Origin of the sequence: Alistipes finegoldii DSM 17242 (assembly GCF_000265365.1) — a bacterium.
Taxonomy (GTDB): Bacteria; Bacteroidota; Bacteroidia; order Bacteroidales; family Rikenellaceae; genus Alistipes; species Alistipes finegoldii.
The window spans coordinates 1,735,482-1,751,266 of sequence record NC_018011.1 but is presented as its reverse complement, the minus strand read 5'-3'; the positions used below and the strand labels follow the sequence as shown (position 1 = coordinate 1,751,266).

Below are 15,785 nucleotides of genomic sequence, written 5' to 3'. Positions count from 1 at the left end.
GATGCAGCAGACCGAGAACGATATTCTGAAACGCGTCCGTAAGATCGAGATCAAGACCCGCGGTCTTTCGAACGAGATCTTCGCCGGAAAGTACCATACGGCTTTCCGCGGACGGGGCATGTCGTTTTCCGAAGTCAGGGAGTACCGCGCGGGCGACGACGTAAGGGACATCGACTGGAACGTGACGGCCCGGTCGCGCAAACCCCACATCAAAATCTACGAGGAGGAGCGCGAACTGACGATGATGCTTCTGGTGGACGTCTCCGCATCGCGCATGTTCGGATCGACGGACCGCCTGAAGAAGAACATCATCACCGAAATCGCCGCCGTGCTGGCCTTCTCGGCCGCGCAGAACAACGACAAGGTAGGCTGCATCTTCTTCTCGGACAAGGTCGAGAAGTTCATCCCCCCGAAGAAGGGGCGCAGCCACATCCTGATGATCATCCGCGAGCTGGTGGGCTTCCGGCCCGAATCGACCGGCACGAAGCTTTCGGAGCCGGTGCGGTTTCTGACCAACGTCAACAAGAAACGCTGCACGACCTTCATCCTCTCGGACTTCATGGATTCGTCGAAGGACAAGGCCGCGCTGGACGACGCGCTGAAGATCGCCGGGGGCAAGCACGATCTGGTGGGCATCCGCGTATACGATCCCCGCGAGACGGAGCTGCCCGACGTGGGCATCGTCGAGCTGAAGGACGCCGAGAGCGGCCGCAAGGTATGGGTGGACACCTCGTCGCGGGCCGTGCGGGAGCACTACGCCCGGACGTGGGAGCGACGCAGCGCCGAGATCGACTCGACGCTCAAGCACAACCGCATCGATTCGACGATGATCTCGACCGACGGCGATTACGTGGCCGAACTGTTAAAACTGTTCAAACAGCGATGAAACGACTTTTTGCAATAGCACTGCTCCTTGCGGGCGCGGCCGTCCGGGCGCAGAACGCACCGACGGTCACGGCGCGCATCGAGCCGGACAGCATCATGATCGGCGACCGGTTCGACCTGACGGTCGAGGTGGACAAGGATCTGGTGCAGGTGGTGCAGTTCCCGGAATTCGAAAACAAGGAGGGAAGCCCCCTCGAACTGGTCAAGGACCACCCGATCGACACGCTCGAACGCGACGGACGCCACCTCAGGCTGCGCAAGCGCTACACGCTGGCGGCGTTCGAGGAGGGTAAGTGGAACCTCGGACTGCCGGCCGTGCTGTATGCCGACAAGAACATCGTCGATACGCTCCGGGCGCGCGACTCGCTCTATCTGGAGGTGGCCACGTTCCAGATCGACTCGACCTCGCAGTCGATCTACGACCTGAAACCCCAGCGCAACCTGCCGTTCCGCTTCGCGGAGGTCAGCGGATACGCCAAATGGGGCGTGCTGGCCCTGCTGCTGGCACTGGTGGCGCTCTATGCGCTCAAGCGCATTCTGGCCCGTTACGGCAAGGGGCTGGGCGACCTGTTCAAGCCCGCGCCGCCGCAGCCGCCCCACGTGGTGGCGATCAAGGCCCTCGAAGCGCTGCACAACCAGAAACTATGGCAGAACAACAGGCACAAGCAGTATTATTCGGGACTGACGGACATCCTGCGCACCTACATCGCGGCGCGCTGGGGCGTGGGCGCCATGGAGATGACCTCCGACGAGATCATCGAGGCGATGCGCAGCGAAGAGCTGCCCGACAAGGCCCGGATGGACCTTACGGCGATCCTGCGCGACGCCGATCTGGTGAAGTTCGCCAAGGCGACGCCCGACGGCGAGCAGAACGAAGCCGACTACCTGAAGGCGTTCTATTTCGTCGAGGAGACCAAGCTCGTCGTCGAAGAGGAGGAGCCGGAGCAGCCGGACCCGATGCAAAACCAAAATGCGTAACAAGATGTACAGACTCCTATATATCGTATTTCTCTTTGCCGCCCTCGGCGCTTCGGCGCAGGACATGCCCGAACGCAGCGAGGTGCGCCGCGGCAACCGGCAGTACAACAAGGGCAATTACGAAAAGAGCATCGAGCGTTACGAGCGGGCTTTGGAGGCCGCACCCGAATCGTTCGAGGCCCGTTACAACCTCGGAAACGCGCTCTACAAGGCCGAACGGTTCGACAAGGCCGAGCAGACCATGCGGCAGGCGGCGGCCGATACGCTGCGCACGGACGACGAGCGCGCCCAAGCCTTCTACAACCTCGGAAACGCGCAGTTCAAGCAGCAGAAATACAAGGAAGCGCTCGAAAGCTACAAGCAGTCGCTGCGGCTGAATCCCTCGGATCAGGAGGCCAAATACAACTATGCCTACACCAAGCGTCTGATCGACGACGAGAACGGCGGCGGTGGCGGCGGTGACGACAAGAATCAGGACAAAGACCAGAACAAGGAGCAGCAACAGGGCGGTCAGGACCAGCAGAACGGCGATCAGCAGAAAGACGACCAACAGAAGGACGACAAGGGGCAGGGCGACGACAAGGAGCAGCAGGGCGACCCGCAGCAGAACCCCGCGCAGCCCGACAAGGAGCAGGAAGGCGATCAGCAGGGAGAGCCGCAGCCCGTTCCGGCCGGCATTTCGCCGCAGGAGCAGGAGCAGATGCTCGACGCCATTCAGGCGCAGGAGGACCGCACGCAGGACAAACTCAAGGAGAAGCAGGGCGTCGTGGTGCGCGGATCGAAAAACTGGTAAAAAAGAGGAACTATGCATTTCGCATCACCATATTATCTGTGGCTGTTGTCGGCGCTCGTGCCGATGATCGCCTACTACGTGTGGCGTACGCTGCAGGGCGGCGCGTCGATCCAGATTTCGAGCGTCGAAGGGGTCGTGCGCGCGCCGAAGACCGTACGCTACTGGCTGCGGCATCTGCCGTTCGCACAGCGGCTGGCGGCGCTGGCCCTGCTGATCGTGGCGCTGGCGCGCCCGCAGGACGTCGAGCGTCTTTCGCGCACGAACACCGAAGGTATCGACATCATGCTGGCCATCGACGTTTCGGGTTCGATGCTGGCACGGGACTTCCGCCCCGACCGCATCACGGCGGCCAAGGAGGTGGCCGGATCGTTCATCGCGGACCGTTACGGCGACCGCATCGGACTGGTGGCCTTCGCGGGCGAAGCCTTCACGCAAAGCCCGCTGACGACGGATCAGGGAACGCTCCAGACGCTGCTGGCACGCATCCGCAGCGGACTGATCGAGGACGGCACGGCCATCGGCAACGGACTGGCCACGGCGATAAACCGCCTGCGCGAGAGCGAAGCCAAGTCGAAGGTCATCATCCTGCTGACCGACGGCGTGAACAACCGCGGCGAGATCGCGCCCCAGACGGCGGCCGAAATCGCCAAGGCGCAGGGCATCCGCGTCTACACCATCGGCGTCGGCACCGAGGGCATGGCCCCCTACCCCGCCGTGGACATCTACGGCACGCCGACCGGAGGAACCGTCATGGCGAAGGTCGAGATCGACGAGAAAACCCTCAGGTCGATCGCCGAGCAGACCGGCGGACAATATTTCCGCGCCACGGACAAGGCCAAGCTCAAGGCCATTTACGACCAGATCAACCAACTGGAAAAGAGCAAGGTGGAAGTTACGGAACACGTCACCTACCACGAGCAGTTCCTGCTCTGGGCACTGGCGGGTCTGGGGCTGCTCGTGCTGGAGTTCCTGTTCTCGAATCTGGTGCTGAAAAGAATACCGTAAAACGTAATTTGCAATGTTTAGATTCGCAAATCCGCAATATTTCTGGCTGCTGCCGGTCATACCCGCGCTGATCCTCCTCTTCTGGCTGGCGGCGCGCAACCGCCGCAGGCGGCTGGAACGCTTCGGGCGCATGCAGGTATTGGAAGAGCTGATGCCCGAAGTATCGACCGGGCGCGTGACGCTCAAATTCATCCTCTTCTGCACGGCGGTCACGCTGCTCATACTGGCGGCGGCACGCCCGCAGTTCGGGTCGAAACTCCGCGAGGAGAAGACGCAGGGCGTCGAGATGATGCTGGCCGTAGACGTCTCGAACTCGATGCTGGCCGAAGATTTCGAACCCAACCGGCTGGAGAGGACCAAATACGCCATCAACAAGCTCTTCGACGGTCTGCATCAGGACCGCGTCGGGCTGATCGTCTTCGCCGGGGAGCCGAAGGTGCAGCTGCCGATCACCTCGGACTACCGCATGGCCAAGGCCTTCGCCAAGCGCATCGACCCGTCGCTGGTGCCGGTGCAGGGCACGGCCATCGGCAAGGCGCTGTCGCAGGCCCTGATGTCGTTTTCGGGCGAAACCGAGGAGAACCACAGCCGCGTCATCATCCTCATCACCGACGGCGAGAACCACGAGGACGACGCACTGGCGGCCGCACGGCACGCCGCGGAGATGGGCATACGGATTTACACCATCGGCATCGGCACGCCCGAAGGCGCCCCGATTCAGATCGGCGGCGAATTCATCAAGGACGAGAAGGGCGACATGGTCGTTTCGAAGCTCAACGAGGAGATGCTGGCCCAGATCGCCGACATCACGGGCGGCGCCTATGTCCGTTCGAGCAAGCAGTCGATCGGTCTCGACGAGATCGTGAAGAGCATCAACGAAATGGAGCAGAGCGAGTTGTCGGTGATGCGCTTCGAAGAGTTCAACGAACAGTACCAATACCTGCTGCTCGCGGCAATCGTGTTGCTGCTGGCGGAGTTCCTGCTGCTCGACCGCCGCAATCCGCTGCTGGCGCACCTCAACATCTTCAGGGAATAACTTACTTCGGAAAGAATTTTATCCGTAAAAAATACGGTAAAGGGGGAGACGATGATGCGTCTCCCCCTTTGCCGTTTGCCGCATTCGGAGCAATAAAAGACAAACGAAATCCCGTATGGTGCGAAGGCTCGCCGTGTCAATATTTAACAATAAAACAAACAGGCAAGAGACTTTACATCACCCGCTGCACCCCCGGATCACCCCCTTCAGAAGAGCTTGCAAGGCAACTTTAAACAAAAAATCCGGAGAAAATGCAGCAGAAATCATCAATTTTACTATATTTGAAGCGATCACTCAGTTCTTTTAAACCAATTTCTTTAAAAGCCTTGCCATGAAAAAAATTCTTCTGATGATTGTGCCGCTAATGGCACTGATCGGATGTTCGTACGACGATACGGACATCCAAAAACGGTTGGACGACCTCGACGGTCAGCTCACCGAACTGCAGGCGCTCGTCAAGGCGCTCAACTCCGACGTCACAACACTCAAGGAGCTTGTCGCCGGGAAACGGTTCATCTCGGACGTACAGCCCGGTGAAGACGGCGGCTACGTCATCACGCTGGTCACCGCGGCCGGCGAGACCTCGACGATCACCATCAGCGACGGAAAAGACGGGACTTCGTCGGTCATCGGGGTGAAACAGGATTCCGACGGTGTCTACTACTGGACGCTCAACGGCGACTTTATCCTCGACAACGGCAAAAAACTTCCCGTATCGGGCGTCACCCCCGAATTCAAGATCGAAAACAGCCATTGGTGGGTATCCTACGACAACGGCGCGACGTGGACCGACTGCGGACAGGCCCAGACGGACCAGAATCTGTTCAAGTCTGTCGCCACGAGCGAGGACGGCAAGCTGGTTTACCTGACGCTGGCCGACGGAACGGTGCTGACGTTCGAGTTGTACGTGCAGTTCGGCATCGCGTTCGACACCGCCTCGGCGACGATCCGCGTGGGCGAAACGGCGGAAATTCCCTTCACGCTGACCGGAGCCGACGCCAAAACCGACATTCAGGCCCTCGCTGACGGCGCATGGAAGGCCGAAGTGAAACGCACGGGCAACGAAGGCGGAACGATCGCCGTGACGGCTCCCGGCAACAGCTCGACCGGCAAGGTCATCGTGCTGGTCAGCGACGGCGACGCCAAGACGCTGATGCGCACGCTGACATTCGTGTCGGGCGTGCTGAACGTCTCGACCTCCTCGAAGGAGGCGACGGCCGCAGGAGGCCCCGTAACGGTCGAGGTGGAGACCGATCTGGATTACACGGTAGCGATTCCCGAAGCCGCGAAAGCATGGATTACGCTGGCAGAGACGAGGGGGGGGGAGATTCGGACCGAAACCCTGACCTTTAACGTCGCGGCCAACACGGAAACCCAGTCCCGCAGCGCCAACATCGAGCTGGTGGCGGGAGAGACGGTGATCGAAACCATCCTGATCTATCAGGAAGCCTATTACGACCCGGCCCAGATGGTGCTCAAGGTCGAAGCGAAGGAATACAGCAGCAGCGCCTACAACAACAAGGTCTACCTGCCCCTCTACGGCGCCGTGGACGTCACGGTCAACTGGGGCGACGGCCAGAGCGAGCCGGTCGCAGCCACGATCTCGACCGCGGCCGCGATGGTGAACCACACCTACGCCGAATCCGGCATCTATTACGTAACCATAAGCGGAACCACGGAGAAACTCTCCGGAAGACTCACCAACAAAACCGTGGCTCCCGCCATTCTCGAAGTCAGACAATGGGGCAAACTCGGCATGACGACGCTGGATTACGCCTTCGCGAACACCTCGCTCGTAACCGTGCCCCAGCCCGAAGAGGACGCCTTCGCCGCCGTCACTTCGGTCGAAAACATGTTCTCAGGGTGTACGAAGCTCGAAACCGTGCCCGAAGGACTGCTGGCCGGCGCGCCCGAAATCACCTCGGTCGCCTCGATGTTCTACAACTGCACGGCGCTAAAGAGCGTCCCGGAAAAACTCTTCGAAAAGACGACAAAAGCCACCTCGGCATCCGGCCTGTTCAGCGGCTGCAAGGCGCTGGAAAGCGTTCCGGCAGGACTGCTGGCCGACATGCCCGCCCTGACCAACCTCGGAAGCATCTTCAACAACTGCGCATCGCTCAAGAGCGTTCCCGAAACATTCTTCGCCAACCAGACGGAAGCGAACAGCCTCACGTCGGGATTCTTCGGCTGCGCGGCGCTCGAAACCCTGCCCGCAGAGCTGTTCCAGAACATGACCAAGCTCACCAACGTCGCGTCGCTGTTCAAAGGGTGTGCAAACCTCAAATCACTCCCCGAAGGGCTGTTCGACACCCTCACGGAAGCGACGAACATGAACAGTCTGTTCAGCGGCTGCAAGACGCTGGAGACCATTCCCGTCGATATTTTCAAGAACATGACCAAAATCACCACGGCCAGCTATCTCTATGAAGGGTGTATCAAACTGACCGAATTCCCCTCGCTGAAGCACTGCGTCGCGCTGAAAACGATTCCCGCGCTCTGGAAAGACTGCACGCAGCTGGAAACGGCGCCTGCGGACTACTTCCCGGAAAGCGTGAAAAACGGCACGTCCGCCGCTTACCTGTTCAGCGGCTGTACGTCGCTCAAGACCGTTCCCGAAGACATGTTCCGCCATTTCGAAGGTACGACCATCATCAGCGAAATGTTCCTCAACTGCACGTCGCTCGAATCGCTGCCCGTAACCATTTTCGACAGCATGAAAAAAATCTCGACGGCGAGCAAAACCTTCAGCGGCTGCACCGCCTTCACCGGCGAATCGCCCTACACGATGGTGCAGGACGGCGAGCAGCAGGTCAAGGTGCACCTCTACGAACGCACGAATTACCCCGACATCTTCGGCGCCAAGATCTTCACCTCGGCCAGCAGTTACAAGGATACCTTCAAGGGCTGTACGCAGATGGCCGATTACGCCGATATTCCGATCCCGTGGGGCGGCATCAGCGACGGCACGAAGGCCAAGCCGACGCTCACGCTGACGGCTGCGCCCGCCGAAGGCAAGGAGTACTTCCAGCTGTCGGGCACCGTCAAGAGTACGGAGATGAAATCGGGAAAGGTTCTCTGCACGACGAAAGCGCTGCTCCCGGAACTGATCGAACAAATGGGCGAGCTTGAAAAAGTGATGAACCGCTACGGCAACCCCATCAGTTCGGCGGCTGTGACGCAGGCGAATTCGGAAACCGGAGCCACGTTCTATTTCAACGTCGATGCTGATACAGAATACATCTTCCTCGCATCGGGCACCAACGCCCACGGCACGACCATCGAACAGACCGAGGTGAAGATCCCGGCCGTACCGACGGGCGAGGCCGACTACGAGCGTTATATAGGCACTTGGACCGTGACCTCGACCTCGTCGGAAATCAACAAACAGCCCCAGACATACACCGTGGAGATCACGCCCTACCGCACCAACGAAAGCTTCAGGGTCAAGGGCTGGGGCATCACCACGCTGGGCGACGACTACCCCTTCCTGCTCAAATACAACGAGGACGGCAACGTCACGATTCCGACGTTCGACCCGCAGGGCATGTACGGCCTGACGGCATACGTATACCTTAGGTATCATTTCAACGATCCCACGCAAACGCCGCCCTACCCGATCTACACCACAGATCAGGAGCTGATCGCGGGCAGTTATGACATAGGCAGTAACTCAGTGCTGTTCGAAGGCCGGAAGTTCACCTATAACGGGACCGAATACACCGTATGCGGCATCGACTACGCCATCTATTCGGGCGGTCAGTATGTCATTTGGCCGGATCTCTTCAAGGCCGGATATACGCTGCAGGATTATGCGATCGGGCCTTACACGATGACCAAAAATTCGGCGTCCGTAACGAAGTCCGAAGTCAAGGCCGAAACCGGCATCGCGCCGCTCGCCGGAGCGGAGATGCCGAAAACCGCAACCCCGACGGGCGTACAGCGGCTGATCCGCAAGTAACGACACACCTAAGGTCCTCAGGGACCCGTCAAAAAGAGGGATGCGGCCTGACGGCCGCATCCCTTTTCGCAAAACGGACGCAACGCGACGGTTACTCGACGATGATTTCGTCGGTGAAGATCCAGCCGCCGGGACGGCCGTTGTGACGGGCTTTCAGGCGAACGTAACGCGCCTCGGTCTGGCCCGTCCAGCCGAACTCCCTGTAGCAGTCCTGCTTGAATTCGACCGGAATGTCGTTCCCGACCGTGGCGAGGGGCGTGAAGCGCTCGTTGTCGTCCGAGACCGAAAATTCGACCGCACGGGGCATCCAGATATCGGCGTAGAAGCCCTGCATGAAATCGGCGGCGATGCGCCGCACGGGCTGCCGCTCACCCAGATCGACGACCAGATCGACATCGGTGTCGAGCCAGCCCAGCCAGCGTCGGTCGCCGTAGTTCCAGCCGCCGCGCAGTCCGTCGGTCAGCGAGCCGTCGCCCGCAGCGGCGTATTTGGGACTGTAGGGCGTATGGTAAATCACGGTCTTGCCGGTCGAAAGGCAGCGGAGGGGTTCGAGCGATTCGGGACGCGGCCCCACGGCGTTCTTCTGATCGAAGGGGTGGTATCCGCGCTCCTGAAGCCATGCCACGGCGTCGAGCGCACGGGCATAAAAGTCGTCGTAATCCTTCCTTTCAGGCGCACTCCACCCCACTTCGGCGACGGCCAGCAGGCGCGGCCACATCATATGCTCGGCATGCTCGGCGGTCGGGACGTGCTCGCACCAGAGGTTGCCCTGCACGCCGAGGATCATCGGCACGACCTGAGCGCCGAGCGAATCGGGAGCCGGATCGTAGGAATAGGCCTGTTCGAGGGTCAGGAACGCCGCGGCGGCGACCGGTTCGGTCGTGGGATCGTCCTGACAGAAGTCGAGGTAGCAGTAATTCGAAGGGGTCATGACGGCATGATGTCCGGCGGCGGCAGCGGCGATGCCGCCCTCGGTGCCGCGCCACGACATGACCGTGGCGTCGGGCGCAAGCCCCCCTTCGAGAATCTCGTCCCAGCCCAGCAGGCGGCGGCCCTTGGCGTTGAGGAAGGTCTCGATGCGGCGGATCATGTAGCTTTGCAGCTCATCGACGTCTTTCAGCCCCTCTTTGCGCATCCGCGCGGCGCATTTGGGGCAGGTGCGCCAGCCCTGCTTCGAAGCTTCGTCGCCGCCGATGTGGATATACTCCGAGGGGAAGAGTCCGATCACCTCGGAAAGGACGTTTTCGAGGAATTCGAACGTCTGTTCGTTGCCGATGCAGAAGTCGGAATTGACATAGGGTTTCCCGCTGCACGAAAGTTCGGGGAAGACGGCCAGCACCTCCTCGCTGTGGCCCGGCATCTCGATTTCGGGGATCACCTCGATATGCAGGGCGCGGGCGTATTCGACCACCTCGCGGATTTCGTCCTGCGTATAGTAGCCGCCATCGGCCGCCGGATCGTCGCGGCGGCAGTAGCGTTTGCCGCCGAAGTTCCACCCCTCCCAGTCGGGATAGGGCCGCCATGCGGCGATGTCGGTAAGGACGGGGTATTTCTTGATCTCGATGCGCCAGCCGGCGCCGTCGGTCAGGTGCCAGTGGAAGCGGTTGAATTTGTAGCGGGCCAAGAGGTCCAGCTGCCGCTTGACGAACTCCTTGTCGCGGAAGTGGCGCGAGACGTCGAGCATGAAGCCCCGGTAGCCGAAACGCGGAGCGTCCTCGATCACAACGGCCGGAATCCGGCGGCCGCAGCGTTCGGCCAGCTGGCCCAGCGACTGAAGTCCGTAGAAGAGTCCGGCGGCATCGGGCGCCGTGACGGTGATTTTTCCGCGGGCGACGTCGAGGCGGTAGCTTTCGGGCGCGCCGCCCTCGGCAAGCAGCAGGTAGAGAACGGGGATGTCGTCCCCGGCGGCTTCGGCGAAAGAGACGGGGAAAAAGCCGTCGCCGGAGCGCCGCATCCACGCCTCAAGGTCGGCCTTGGCCTGCCCTTCGAGGTTGGTCGCAAAGAGCAGCGTCGAGGGCATCCGGAAGGCGCCGTCGCCCCACGCCACCTGCTGCGGAGCGGGGATAATACCCGTCGAAAGGTCGCCGCGAGAGTTCCCGCATGCCGCGAAAAGCATGCATGCGGCGGTGAAAAGCAAAAGTCGTGGTTTCATCGGTAAGTTTTATGGTGATAAGTTCGGTTCTTCGTACAAAGATAACACAATCCGGCGCCGCGTCAAATAAATTTGCCGCCGCCGGAGAGAGTATCGCCAAGCCGGGATTCATCTCCGCCGGAAGCAAACGGTCCGCCGGGAATAAAAAGCGGAATAAAAAGAAGCCGTGCCCCGGCGGCAGTCTCCTGCACCGGCCGCACGGCTTCCGTTCAGCGGATCGGAACGATATCCGAAAGGCGGATTACATCCACTTGGTGTCCATCATCCTCGGATTGGAGCTGCCGCCCACGGCGTCGTAGCCGTGGCCCGTAAGGTCCTTGACGATGTTGCCGCCGCCGTCCTTGGCCTCCCAAGCGTTCATACGCCAGTAAGCCAGCAGGCCGTCCGATTCCGGATTGACATAATTCATGTTGTTCGATATCTCGGCCTCAGTCAGCGCACGCGTCCAGACCCGGCACTCAGCGACATAACCATTGAGCGGACGTCCACCGCCATAAGAAGCGCCGAGATAAAAACCGCCCGAATTATCGCTCGACAAGTTGATGGTCTCCCCCTGTGTCGCAACACCAGTAACATACACGCCGTCGATAAAAATATCCCAACTCTTCCCCGACCATACGGCAGCTACATGATACCACTTGCCCGTATCAAAAGGTTTAGAGGTCGCAGCAGGCTGATAATCGCCATGGCAGATCTGAAGAACGTTCTTGGGGACCTTCACGTCTCCGAAGCGGACACCGCACTCGCCCTCAATACCCATAATCGAACTAATATAAGGATCATAATTCTGGAATCCGTCCATATAGACACGGGCTTCAAGCGTTATGGCTTTGAGTGCAGCAAGATTGGCGTCTTCCTGAAACGACGGCACTTTATAAATGTTACTTGATCCGAGGTAGATAGCCTTACTGATAACCGGTGTTTTTAATACTATGAAAAGTGTCCGAGAAGGTTCCAAAACGGCAAGACCGCTGTTTTCGATCCGCTCGATGCTCACGGGCATGCAGTAGGTCGTACCCTCCTGAAAGTCATCGAGTGACGTGACGGTAAAATCGACCTCCGAGGAGCGACTGTAACCGGCCGAGATCACCACTTCGTCACCGCTGAGCGTATAACTGTCTGCGGGGGGCATAACATAATTTTTCTGGTATTTGGCATTATACTCCTCCAGCAGGTCGGGGCGCAACGAAATCTTGATTTTGGTATCCTTATTCACAGGCACCGAGGAGGAGACCGAAATCTCCGTTCCGGCCGGGGGCGTATCGATGGTAACCGACTTGGAAACCGTCTTCTGCGCATCGGTCATGTAGGCCACCGGATGGATTTCCGCCGTCTCCTGACAGCCGCAGAGAGCAGCCGCAGCGAGGAGGAAAGGGGCGATTAAATATTTCAGTTTCATAACATACATTTTTTTCTGGTTAATAAATCGCTAGTTGGCCGGGCCGTAGATTTCGGCTTCGTTCATGCTCGTCCAGCCCGTTACAAGACCCACGTAAACCCGGATATAGCGGGCTTTGACCGTTCTCTTGAATTTGACCCACTTCCAGTTGTCGGACAGCACCGGAGTGAAGGGAACGCCGGCCGAAAGGCTGTACCAGACATTGCCGTCTTCGCTGTAGGTGAGGTCGGTGCACTGCGGTTCGGAATCCTGATAGTGGATATGCCAGCGCAGGCCGGTCACGTCGTTGACTTCGCCCATGTCGATGGTGAAGTTGCCGCCGTTGCCCCACGAATAGGAAGCGCTGTTTGCATACCAGCAGTTGGCGTCGAGCTTGCCGTCGAACATGGCCGCTTTCTGCGCGGCGGAGTCGCAGTTCCAAACACCGGTGGCGCCGCTCGTCGCAGTACCCTGACAGCAGGTGATCGTCCATGCCGAGGTCGGAGCGATCTTCGAGCCGTCGAGCGTCGTCGCGCCGATTTCGACATCCATCGCGACCTTCGTAACGAAGATATAATGTACGGAGCCCTCCTTGACGGCATATCCGGCATCCGAAATAGGACTGATCACCACCGGAATCAAATAATACCCCTTTTCGATTGACTTAGGATCAAGCGTAATCGTCGCATCGGGAGAGAACACCTGATTTTCGGCGCACTGGATCGGCTCCATCTTAACCAACGACGGATCGACGGTCTCATATTCCGTACCGTTCTCATCGTTATAAACGGCTACGAGCGAATTATCCACACCCAGCGTCAACTGCATACCGCTTACAACGGGACGCGAGAACGACAACGAAACTTTATCCTGCATCGTTCCGGTCACCGAACCATCGTCCTCGACAACGAACGAAAAGTTGGAAGATTGGTTACTCGAAAAAGCCACATCGATAGGCGTTTTCCAGCCTCCGGCAGGATTGGCCATCTGAATCGCATTGCGCATAAATTGGTACGGCATGGCCGAATTACCGTATTCGTACTCCATATGGTATGCACCGAATCCGGCGCCGGCACCCTGCGTGGGATTAAAGGTCGCCATACCGTAAAGAGACGGCATCCTATTACCTTCGCGGTCCGTAAAATCCACACCGCCAGTTTTCCAATAAGACTCAAAATTCTCGGCAAAGATATACTGTTCAGGCTTCCAGCCTTTTGCATCGGCATTATTGAAGCGATTTTGCAGATCGGTATAACCAGAAGAAGCATACGCCTGCACGATACCATAGTCGAAACAATCCACAACCGAACGATCCACCGCATAAGGCACGCCATCGATTATCAGCAGGCGTCCGGTACCAGATTTCGGACCGACATACTTGCTCATGGCATTGATCAACTTGGTAAACAGAGCATTGTCATGTCCGACAAAAGGCCCTGATGCACCATAGCCCGGCTCATAGTCGATATCGATGCCGTCGTACTGATACTTGTCCATCGAGTCTTTGCAATAGGCTTTTGCATAAGCTTCAATGGCCTCGTCGGTATATTCACCGTTGCCGATTTCAAGGAACGGTTCGGGCAGTTTATCCGAAAAAATCGTATAGGTCACTTTCGTACCCAACGTTTTCTGAACGAACTCCTTATCGGCCATTTGCTGGGGCGTGAGCGTGTGCCACTGGCTCCAGATCGAGATGATGTCCATCGAGTCTGGGGCGCTGATCAGACGCGACTGATAGGACGCGCCGACGGCCGTCCACGAACCGTACCAGCCGAAAGCCAGTTTGTGTTTGGTCTGCTTGTAGGCGCGGAGATTCTGGTAATAGGCATTGTCGCGCAGGATCGGCGACTGCTGGTCCGGATGCTGGATATTGATCCGCTCAGGCGTCGTCTCCTTCGTACAGGAGGCCACCGCGGCCGCCAGCACGAGACAAACTACTGCATGTTTCAATATATTTTTCATAGTTTACTCAGGTATAGTTTCAGGTTACTAATTCTTTTTGTCCCACCACAGCTTCGTGCCGCCGTTGTCAGGACCGCCGAGCAGTTTGACGGCCTCCTGCACGGCCGCGCCGTTGTTGGAGTATTCCGACTGCGGGAAGACCATGCGGCGGATCTGCTTGTTGGTATCGACGCCGCTGGTCGGATAGTTGGAGCGTACGGGGAAAATCAGGGGATAACCCGTACGACGGAATTCGGACCAAGCCTCGGTGCCGTTGGGGAACATGGCGATCCATTTCTGGGTGATGATGCGCTCAAGCTGCTCCTCTTCGGAAGCGCCGGCGTTCCATTTGATCGTAATCTTGCCCAAGGCCGAAATATTATACTTGGTATTGGCGGCCGAAACGTCGGTGAAGTCGGTCGGTTTGCTCGTTTCGTCGGCGGCATACCTTGCGGCGGCATCGGCGCTCAGGCCGTTTTCGAGGAACGACAGCTCGATACCCTTGTTATAGAACTCCTCGGCGGTACCGCCCATCTCGGCCGTCCAGCCGCGCATGGCACCTTCGGCGCGCAGGAACGCGACTTCCGAGGCCATCATCCAGCGCAGGGGCGAATCGGTGGATTTCTCCTGTACGTTGGGCGCGGACATGGCCTTGTAATCATCCTGCTGGGGATTGGGCATTCCGTTGGCTACACCGCGGTATTCGCCCTTGTTGTCGCCTTCGGTGACAGGCTGGAAATAAACCGGAAGACGCGGGTCGTTGTAACCGTTGAGGTAGGAGTCCATCGAAGCGCCCATGCGGGTGTCGCTATAGCCGTTCCAGATCTTTTCGAGCGGGTTGATGATCGTAATGGATCCCCAGCTCTGGAAAAGCGCGCTGTCGTCGGCCGTCTCCATCACGCCGTCGCGGACGGCTTCCATGGCGTACTGCTTCGCAAGGTCGGGCTTCACGTAACAGATGCGCATGGCCAGACGCAGCTTCACCGAGTTGGCGAGCTTGAGCCATTTCGAATAATCGCCGTGGTAGAGGGCATCGACCTCTTCGAGCGGTTTGGCGTCGGGATTGTTCTCCACGACGTCCTTCAGCACCGCGATCGCGCTGTCGAGCGTCTCGAAGAAGTGCATATAGCACTCTTCCTGCGAATTGTAAGGGTTCTCCGTCTCGCCGAAATGCAGCACGGGCAGCGGGCCGTAGATATCGCTCACGCGATGAAGCGACATGACTTTCAGGATATTAGCCACAGCGAAGATGTCGTCGCTGAGCAAACCGTTGGCGTGGGCGTACTTCAGCTGCAGCCAAGCGGGCATGACATTGGTGAACGACTCGCTGAAAGGTACGTTGCACCAATCGCTGCCGTTCAGCGCATAAATCTGGGGGTTGGTGCCGCCGTCCCAGTTGTTCGTACCGGACATATAGCCGGCGTATACGTCGCCGATCAGGTTATAAGCTTTTTGATAACGGTTGTTGGGATCGGTATCCGAGCCGCTGCACGAGTAGACGGCGTCCATCTGCATGGTGGTGATGAACATCTTCAGATCCACATCCTGCGCAGCATTGGGGTCGGTATTGAAGCGCTCGAAGTCCCCGGTGCAGGCGGTGAACGCCAGACAGGCGGCCGCCAGCGAAAGGAATCCTTGTTTGATATTGTTTCGTTTCAT

10 protein-coding genes are annotated in these 15,785 nt (G+C 58.8%); 6 read left to right on the top strand and 4 right to left on the bottom strand.

What is annotated here, in order from left to right:
• The first annotated feature begins 1 nt into the window (after position 1).
• The 6 genes from ALFI_RS07670 (at position 2) to ALFI_RS07645 (ending at position 8,655) form a co-directional block, all read left to right on the top strand.
• The gene (locus tag ALFI_RS07670; RefSeq protein WP_009596218.1) at positions 2 to 886 is read left to right on the top strand and encodes a DUF58 domain-containing protein; all 885 of its coding nucleotides are present in this window, start codon (positions 2 to 4) and stop codon (positions 884 to 886) included.
• On the top strand, positions 883 to 1,863 hold the full coding sequence (locus ALFI_RS07665) for a hypothetical protein (protein ID WP_009596133.1): 981 nt from the start codon (positions 883 to 885) through the stop codon (positions 1,861 to 1,863). The genes ALFI_RS07670 and ALFI_RS07665 overlap by 4 nt, the downstream gene beginning before the upstream one ends.
• A gap of 4 nt (positions 1,864 to 1,867) precedes the next feature.
• Positions 1,868 to 2,656 (top strand): tetratricopeptide repeat protein, encoded by a 789-nt coding sequence (locus ALFI_RS07660; protein ID WP_014775401.1) that lies wholly within the window; start codon positions 1,868 to 1,870, stop codon positions 2,654 to 2,656.
• Positions 2,657 to 2,668: 12 nt separating this feature from the next.
• Complete coding sequence (locus ALFI_RS07655) at positions 2,669 to 3,661, top strand: vWA domain-containing protein (RefSeq protein WP_009596225.1); 993 nt, start codon at positions 2,669 to 2,671, stop codon at positions 3,659 to 3,661.
• 13 nt (positions 3,662 to 3,674) lie between these two features.
• Positions 3,675 to 4,697, top strand: coding sequence for a vWA domain-containing protein (locus ALFI_RS07650; RefSeq protein ID WP_014775400.1), 1,023 nt, complete (start codon positions 3,675 to 3,677; stop codon positions 4,695 to 4,697).
• Positions 4,698 to 5,028: 331 nt separating this feature from the next.
• Complete coding sequence (locus ALFI_RS07645; RefSeq protein ID WP_014775399.1) at positions 5,029 to 8,655, top strand: PL29 family lyase N-terminal domain-containing protein; 3,627 nt, start codon at positions 5,029 to 5,031, stop codon at positions 8,653 to 8,655.
• 91 nt (positions 8,656 to 8,746) lie between these two features.
• On the opposite strand, the gene ALFI_RS07640 is transcribed toward ALFI_RS07645, so the two are convergent.
• The 4 genes from ALFI_RS07640 to ALFI_RS07625 form a co-directional block, all read right to left on the bottom strand.
• Entirely contained in the window at positions 8,747 to 10,807 is a 2,061-nt protein-coding gene (locus tag ALFI_RS07640) for a glycoside hydrolase family 20 protein (protein WP_014775398.1), read from the bottom strand.
• Positions 10,808 to 11,048: 241 nt separating this feature from the next.
• Positions 11,049 to 12,206 carry a DUF1735 and LamG domain-containing protein gene (locus ALFI_RS07635; protein ID WP_014775397.1) on the bottom strand — a complete coding sequence of 386 codons (1,158 nt, stop codon included), beginning with the start codon at positions 12,204 to 12,206 and terminating at the stop codon, positions 11,049 to 11,051.
• Positions 12,207 to 12,236: 30 nt separating this feature from the next.
• Positions 12,237 to 14,147, bottom strand: coding sequence for a glycoside hydrolase family 18 (locus tag ALFI_RS07630; protein ID WP_014775396.1), 1,911 nt, complete (start codon positions 14,145 to 14,147; stop codon positions 12,237 to 12,239).
• A 27-nt stretch (positions 14,148 to 14,174) separates the two neighbouring features.
• Entirely contained in the window at positions 14,175 to 15,785 is a 1,611-nt protein-coding gene (locus tag ALFI_RS07625; RefSeq protein ID WP_014775395.1) for a SusD/RagB family nutrient-binding outer membrane lipoprotein, read from the bottom strand.

Bases quoted from the DNA above. Each gene is read 5' to 3' on its own strand.
- ALFI_RS07635 (WP_014775397.1), bottom strand. From the start codon at position 12,206: ATGAAACTGAAATATTTAATCGCCCCTTTCCTCCTCGCTGCGGCTGCT.
- ALFI_RS07670 (WP_009596218.1), top strand. From the start codon at position 2: ATGCAGCAGACCGAGAACGATATTCTGAAACGCGTCCGTAAGATCGAG.
- ALFI_RS07630 (WP_014775396.1), bottom strand. From the start codon at position 14,147: ATGAAAAATATATTGAAACATGCAGTAGTTTGTCTCGTGCTGGCGGCC.
- ALFI_RS07625 (WP_014775395.1), bottom strand. From the start codon at position 15,785: ATGAAACGAAACAATATCAAACAAGGATTCCTTTCGCTGGCGGCCGCC.
- ALFI_RS07650 (WP_014775400.1), top strand. From the start codon at position 3,675: ATGTTTAGATTCGCAAATCCGCAATATTTCTGGCTGCTGCCGGTCATA.
- ALFI_RS07665 (WP_009596133.1), top strand. From the start codon at position 883: ATGAAACGACTTTTTGCAATAGCACTGCTCCTTGCGGGCGCGGCCGTC.
- ALFI_RS07660 (WP_014775401.1), top strand. From the start codon at position 1,868: ATGTACAGACTCCTATATATCGTATTTCTCTTTGCCGCCCTCGGCGCT.
- ALFI_RS07640 (WP_014775398.1), bottom strand. From the start codon at position 10,807: ATGAAACCACGACTTTTGCTTTTCACCGCCGCATGCATGCTTTTCGCG.
- ALFI_RS07655 (WP_009596225.1), top strand. From the start codon at position 2,669: ATGCATTTCGCATCACCATATTATCTGTGGCTGTTGTCGGCGCTCGTG.
- ALFI_RS07645 (WP_014775399.1), top strand. From the start codon at position 5,029: ATGAAAAAAATTCTTCTGATGATTGTGCCGCTAATGGCACTGATCGGA.